Source organism: Streptomyces sp. LS1784, assembly GCF_020103755.1.
Taxonomy (GTDB): Bacteria; Actinomycetota; Actinomycetes; order Streptomycetales; family Streptomycetaceae; genus Kitasatospora.
The window spans coordinates 1-4,623 of the sequence record NZ_JAHSQD010000617.1; the positions used below are offsets into that span (position 1 = coordinate 1).

A 4,623-nucleotide genomic window follows, 5' to 3' on the forward strand; every position below is an offset into this window, starting at 1 on the left:
TGTGGGCGGTGGGGCGCGCCAGACCGGTGGCGGCGACCAGCCCCGCCAGCGTGGCGGGGCCCGACTCCAGTGCGCTGAGCACCAGAGCGGCCTTGTCGAGAACGCCGACGCCGCTAGTGTTGTCCATGCGCTAAGACTGCGGTCTCACTCTGCGAGACGCAAGTTCAAACTTCCGGGAAAAGCGCCACTCTGGAGGAAAGCAGCCCGGGAGGCATCCAGGATGCGGCGCCGTACGGGCGTCCGCATGGTGGACGGCGATCCGGCGTGCAGGTCTCGCGAACGTGCCCCGCACCGGGCGGCGCACACGCTTTGACCCCGACGACACGAGAAGGCCGGCAACGCGGCCGGCTGGAGGGAATCCGATGGGACGGACACTCGCAGAGAAGGTCTGGGACGACCACGTCGTGCGGCGCGCGGAGGGCGAACCCGACCTCCTCTTCATCGACCTGCACCTGCTCCACGAGGTCACCAGCCCGCAGGCCTTCGACGGGCTGCGGCTGGCCGGCCGCACGGTCCGCCGCACCGATCTGACGATCGCCACCGAGGACCACAACACCCCCACCCTGGACATCGACAAGCCGATCGCCGATCCGGTCTCCAAGGTGCAGTTGGAGACCCTGCGCAGGAACGCCGCCGAGTTCGGCGTCCGGATCCACTCGCTCGGCGACGTCGAGCAGGGCGTCGTGCACGTCGTCGGCCCGCAGCTCGGCCTGACCCAGCCCGGCATGACCGTGGTCTGCGGTGACTCCCACACCTCGACCCACGGCGCCTTCGGCGCGCTGGCGTTCGGCATCGGCACCAGCCAGGTCGAGCACGTGCTGGCCACCCAGACCCTGCCGCTGGCGCCGTTCCGGACCATGGCGGTCACCGTCGAGGGCGAACTGCCCGAGGGCGTCACCGCCAAGGACCTGATCCTGGCCGTCATCGCGAAGATCGGCACCGGCGGCGGCCAGGGCTACGTTCTGGAGTACCGCGGTTCGGCGATCCGGAGCCTGTCCATGGAAGCCCGGATGACCGTCTGCAACATGTCGATCGAGGCCGGCGCCCGGGCCGGCATGATCGCCCCGGACGAGACCACCTTCGCCTACCTCCAGGGCCGCCCGCACGCCCCGCAGGGCGAGGACTGGGACGCCGCCGTCGCGTACTGGAAGACGCTGGGCACCGACGAGGACGCGGTCTTCGACCACGAGATCTTCATCGACGCGAGCGAACTGACTCCGTTCGTCACCTGGGGCACCAACCCTGGCCAGGGCGCGCCGCTGGGCTCGACCGTGCCGGACCCGGCCTCCTTCGCCGACCCGCAGGAGCGCCAGGCCGCCGAGAACGCCCTGGCGTACATGGGCCTGGAGGCCGGCACCCCGCTGCGCGAGGTGAAGGTCGACGCCGTCTTCGTCGGCTCCTGCACCAACGGCCGGATCGAGGACCTGCGGGCCGCCGCGGCCGTCGTGGAGGGCCGCCGGATCGCCGACGGCGTGCGGATGCTGGTGGTCCCCGGGTCCGTCCGGGTCGCTCTCCAGGCCGTCGAGGAGGGCCTGGACAGGGTCTTCACCGCGGCCGGTGCCGAGTGGCGCCACGCGGGTTGCTCGATGTGCCTGGGCATGAACCCCGACCAACTCGCCCCGGGGGAGCGTTGCGCCTCCACCTCGAACCGCAACTTCGAGGGCCGGCAGGGCAAGGGTGGCCGCACCCACCTGGTCTCCCCGCAGGTCGCGGCCGCGACCGCCGTGCTGGGCCGCCTCGCGGCCCCCTCCGACCTGACCGCCGACGTCGCTGCCGTGGAGGCCTGAGCCATGGAGAAGTTCACCACCCACACCGGCCGGGCCGTCCCGCTGCGCCGCAGCAACGTGGACACCGACCAGATCATCCCGGCCCACTGGCTCAAGAAGGTCACCCGATCCGGTTTCGAGGACGGCCTGTTCGAAGCCTGGCGCAAGGACGAGTCGTTCATCCTCAACCGGCCGGAGCGGCAGGGTGCCACGGTCCTGGTGGCAGGCCCCGAGTTCGGCACCGGCTCCTCCCGGGAGCACGCCGTCTGGGCGCTCCAGAACTACGGCTTCCACGTCGTCGTCTCGTCCCGCTTCGCCGACATCTTCCGGGGCAACTCGCTGAAGAACGGCCTGCTGACGGTCGTCCTGCCGCAGGAGACCGTGGAACGGCTCTGGGCGCTCACCGAGAGTGACCCTTCGGCCGAGATCACCGTCGACCTGGAGGCGCGCGAAGTGCGTGCCGGGGGCGTCACGGCGACCTTCGAACTGGACGACAACGTCCGGTGGCGGCTGCTCAACGGCCTGGACGACATCAGCATCACCCTGCGGAACGAGGCCGACATCGCGGCCTTCGAAGCGACCCGCCCGGCCTTCAAGCCGCGTACTCTGCCGGTCGCCTGAGTTCCCTTCAGAACAAGCATTCTGACGATCCGCCGGATGGCCCGCGCCCCCCTCGGGGGGGCCGGGCCATCCGGCGTTCCGGAGCGCGAGTTAGCGCCGGGGCCCGCCCCGGATTGCCCATTTGGCTTTGCGGAAGAGGGCCCCGCGCAAGTACAACTGCGGGTAGATGGCACAATCAGTACATGCACCGGCACCATGAACCTCCGTACGCGGGCGGCGAACCCGCGGCTGAGGACTCCGTGGGCCGGCCATCCGAACGCCGAATTGACGATCGGCCGGACGTCACCTCCGCGCCAGCTGAGGGGCCGGACGACCAGGAAGTCGCAGCGCTCTACGCGCTTGTGGCCGAGCGGTTGAAGCAAGCTCACGCCCGCGTGCATGCGCTGAACGTGTCTGCCGATGCAAAGACCGCTCTCACCCGTCAACTCCTCATCGTCACCGAGACCGCCAAGCGCGATCTTCCGGAGGCGGCAAGGCGGTTGAGTCGCTTTGTACATGACCTCGACGAGGGGCCCCCGCCGCTCGACTGAGGTCGCCGACGCGCAAATCCATTGCGACACTAGGGTGATTCGCGCGTTTGGTAATTGAAAGTCCGCAGATACATACCTAACGTGCGAAAAGAACGGATGGAATCATCCGGCGCCCGTTTCCGAAGGGGAAGACGTGAACAAGGCTCAGCTTGTCGAAGCGGTGGCCGAGCAGCTGGGCGGTCGCAAGGCTGCCGCAGAGGCCGTCGACGCAGTGCTCGACACCATGGTCCGTGCCGTTGTGGCCGGTGACCGGGTTTCGGTCACCGGGTTCGGCACCTTCGAGAAGGTGGAGCGCTCCGCGCGCTTCGCCCGCAACCCGCAGACCGGCGAGCGGGTCAAGGTCAAGAAGACCTCGGTCCCGCGCTTCCGTCCGGGCCAGGGCTTCAAGGACCTGGTCAGCGGCAGCAAGAAGCTGCCGAAGGAAGGCCCCTCGGTGAAGAAGGCCCCCAAGGGCTCCCTCACCCCGGGCAAGAGCGGCGTGGCCGCCACCCCGGCCGCCAAGCGTGCCGCCACCAAGCGTGCCGCCGCTGCCGCCGCCGCCCCGGCCGCCAAGAAGGCCGCCGCCAAGAAGGCGACGACCACGGCCGCCGCCAAGAAGGCTGCCACCACGGTCGCGAAGACCACCGCTGCCAAGAAGACCACGGCCACTGCCAAGAAGGCCGCCGCGAAGACCACGGTCGCGAAGACCACCGCCGCCAAGAAGACCACGGCGGCCGCGACCAAGGCCGCCGCGACCAAGAAGACGGCCGCGGCGAAGAAGGCGACCACCACGGCTGCCGCCAAGAAGACCACGGCCACCGCCAAGAAGGCGACCGCCACGGCCAAGAAGACGGCGCCGGCGAAGAAGACCGCCACCCGCAAGACCACCGCGCGCAAGACCTCTGCCAAGTAAGTCCCGCGCGACCGTCCCCGGACGGCCTTCGGTCCAGAGCCGCGGCACCCCGTTCCGTGAATTCACGGAAACCGGTCGCCGCGGCTCTTTCGATTTCCGGGCGCTTAGTCAGGAATCGACGGCGTGCGGCGGCACCGGAGGTGCCCTGGGCAGGGTGCGGCGGGGTGTGGACAGGTCCGGCGGCGCCGGGTGGGGCCGTCAGCCCTCGGCCGGGTCGGGGAAGGTCTGGAGCGTCACGAAGACCACCCGGCGGGCCTCGCCGGTGCCCTCGGTGCGGATCCGCACCCGCTGGCCGGGGCGCAGCAGCCGCAGGCCGCCGGCGTCGAAGGCGGCCGCGTCGAACGGCACCGGGGTCCCGTCGTCGAGCAGCACGGAGCCGGCCCGGGTGGCGGGGTCGAAGGTGAACGCGGTGGCCTGCATGCGAGCAGCATAGCGAGCGGGCCGGCCCGGACCCGGGGGCAGGTCGACGCCGGGCCGGGACGGGCCGGGAGGCAGGCAGGAGGCGTGCGGGCGGCGTCCGGGAAGGGCTCAGGACAGGCTCAGCCGGGCGAACAGTGCGCTGGTGTGCGGGCCGAGGCCGAGCACCGCGGCCTGGTCGAGGTCCGTCCCGGTGTCCACGTCCCGGCGCACCGACTCCACGTCCGCGAGATGCAGTTCGAGCGCCCCGCCGGCCGCGTGCCGGGCCCGCGAGCCGTCCCCGAACGCCGGGGAGAGCGGGCGGCCGGGGGTGCAGGCGAGCAGCGTGGTGCCCAGGCCGGGGGAGTCCGGCAGGAAGGCCCGGCCGTCCGGCGGCACCGCGCCCAGTACCCGGGCC

Annotated in this window: 6 protein-coding genes and 1 pseudogene; 4 read left to right on the forward strand and 3 right to left on the reverse strand. The window is 71.1% G+C overall.

The window, feature by feature from the left end:
* A partial coding sequence (locus tag KS423_RS39015) for a helix-turn-helix domain-containing protein (RefSeq protein ID WP_224281414.1) occupies window positions 1-127 on the reverse strand: 127 nt, incomplete at its 3' end.
* 235 nt (window positions 128-362) lie between these two features.
* Here KS423_RS39015 and leuC point away from each other — a divergent pair.
* The 4 genes from leuC to KS423_RS39035 all read left to right on the forward strand — a co-directional run bounded on the left by leuC (window position 363) and on the right by KS423_RS39035 (window position 3,809).
* Entirely contained in the window at window positions 363-1,787 is a 1,425-nt protein-coding gene (leuC, locus tag KS423_RS39020; protein ID WP_224284473.1) for a 3-isopropylmalate dehydratase large subunit, read from the forward strand.
* Between the two features lie 3 nt (window positions 1,788-1,790).
* Entirely contained in the window at window positions 1,791-2,387 is a 597-nt protein-coding gene (gene leuD / locus KS423_RS39025) for a 3-isopropylmalate dehydratase small subunit (protein ID WP_224284474.1), read from the forward strand.
* Window positions 2,388-2,569: 182 nt separating this feature from the next.
* A complete protein-coding gene (locus KS423_RS48660) occupies window positions 2,570-2,917 on the forward strand; it encodes a hypothetical protein (RefSeq protein ID WP_263455706.1) in 348 nt (115 codons plus the stop codon).
* Window positions 2,918-3,050: 133 nt separating this feature from the next.
* Entirely contained in the window at window positions 3,051-3,809 is a 759-nt protein-coding gene (locus KS423_RS39035; RefSeq protein WP_224284475.1) for an HU family DNA-binding protein, read from the forward strand.
* 198 nt (window positions 3,810-4,007) lie between these two features.
* Here the strand turns inward: KS423_RS39035 and KS423_RS39040 are convergent, their stop codons facing one another.
* Entirely contained in the window at window positions 4,008-4,229 is a 222-nt protein-coding gene (locus KS423_RS39040; RefSeq protein WP_030257846.1) for a hypothetical protein, read from the reverse strand.
* Between the two features lie 108 nt (window positions 4,230-4,337).
* A pseudogene (locus KS423_RS39045) lies at window positions 4,338-4,623 on the reverse strand (2-phospho-L-lactate guanylyltransferase); the annotation flags it as partial.

Bases quoted from the DNA above. Each gene is read 5' to 3' on its own strand.
- leuC (WP_224284473.1), top strand. From the start codon at position 363: ATGGGACGGACACTCGCAGAGAAGGTCTGGGACGACCACGTCGTGCGG.
- leuD (WP_224284474.1), top strand. From the start codon at position 1,791: ATGGAGAAGTTCACCACCCACACCGGCCGGGCCGTCCCGCTGCGCCGC.
- KS423_RS39040 (WP_030257846.1), bottom strand. From the start codon at position 4,229: ATGCAGGCCACCGCGTTCACCTTCGACCCCGCCACCCGGGCCGGCTCC.
- KS423_RS48660 (WP_263455706.1), top strand. From the start codon at position 2,570: ATGCACCGGCACCATGAACCTCCGTACGCGGGCGGCGAACCCGCGGCT.